Origin of the sequence: Salipiger sp. HF18, from assembly GCF_011806505.1 — a bacterium.
Lineage (GTDB): Bacteria > Pseudomonadota > Alphaproteobacteria > Rhodobacterales > Rhodobacteraceae > Salipiger > Salipiger thiooxidans.
Genome location: NZ_JAATOS010000806.1, coordinates 1 through 1,140 on the forward strand (window position 1 = coordinate 1; position 1,140 = coordinate 1,140).

The following is a 1,140-nucleotide window of genomic DNA, read 5'->3' on the forward strand; positions in this document are numbered from 1 at the left end:
CCTGGGCATCCAGGCCATGGTCGGCGTGGCCTTCTACGCCTTCATCCTCTTCACCTCGAACCCCTTCCTGCGCCTCGCGGTGCCGCCCTTCGACGGGCAGGACCTGAACCCGCTGCTGCAGGACCCCGGGCTCGCGTTCCACCCGCCGTTCCTCTACCTCGGCTACGTCGGGCTCAGCATCTGCTTCAGCTTCGCCGCTGCCGCCCTGATCGAGGGCCGGGTCGATGCAGCTTGGGGCCGCTGGGTGCGGCCGTGGACGCTGCTGAGCTGGGTGTTCCTGACCATCGGCATCGCGCTGGGATCGTGGTGGGCCTACTACGAGCTCGGCTGGGGCGGCTTCTGGTTCTGGGACCCGGTCGAGAACGCCTCGTTCATGCCGTGGCTGCTGGCGGCGGCGCTGCTGCACTCGGCCATCGTGGTCGAGAAGCGCGAGGCGCTGAAGAGCTGGACCATCCTGCTTGCCATCCTCGCCTTCAGCTTCTCGCTCATTGGCACCTTCATCGTGCGCTCGGGCGTGCTGACCTCGGTCCATGCCTTCGCCACCGACCCCGAGCGCGGGGTCTTCATCCTCGCCATCCTGGTGATCTTCACCGGCGGCTCGCTGACGCTCTACGCGGCGCGGGCCGGGGTGATGCAGGCCAAGGGCGTGTTCGGCGTCGTCAGCCGCGAGTCGGCGCTGGTCGCCAACAACATCCTGCTCGCCGTCGCCTGCTTCGTGGTCTTCGTGGGCACGCTCTGGCCGCTGGTTGCGGAGATGCTGTTCCAGCGCAAGCTCTCGGTCGGGGCGCCGTTCTTCAACATGGCCTTCACGCCCTTCATGGTGCTGCTGGGCCTGCTGCTGCCCATAGGCTCGATGCTGAGCTGGAAGCGCGGCAAGCTCGGGATGATCTTCCGCCGGCTCGTGCCGGCGATGCTGCTGGCGCTGGCGGTGGCAGGGCTGTTCTGGACGATCCAGACCGGGCGCAGCCTGATGGGGCCGATCGGCCTCGCGCTCGGAACCTGGCTGGTGGCGGGCTCGGTCACCGACATCCTGAGCCGCATCGGCCAGACCCGCGACTACCGCCGCCTGCTGCGCCTGCCGCGCGCCGACTGGGGCAAGGCCGTGGCCCATGCCGGGCTCGGCGTCTGCATGGCGGGGAT

At 69.0% G+C, this 1,140-nt stretch carries 1 protein-coding gene; it reads left to right on the plus strand.

The window, feature by feature from the left end; all coding sequences use genetic code 11:
* Positions 1-1,140, plus strand: a 1,140-nt coding sequence (locus HC022_RS27130; RefSeq protein ID WP_167454442.1) for a heme lyase CcmF/NrfE family subunit, incomplete at both ends; no start/stop codon positions are given.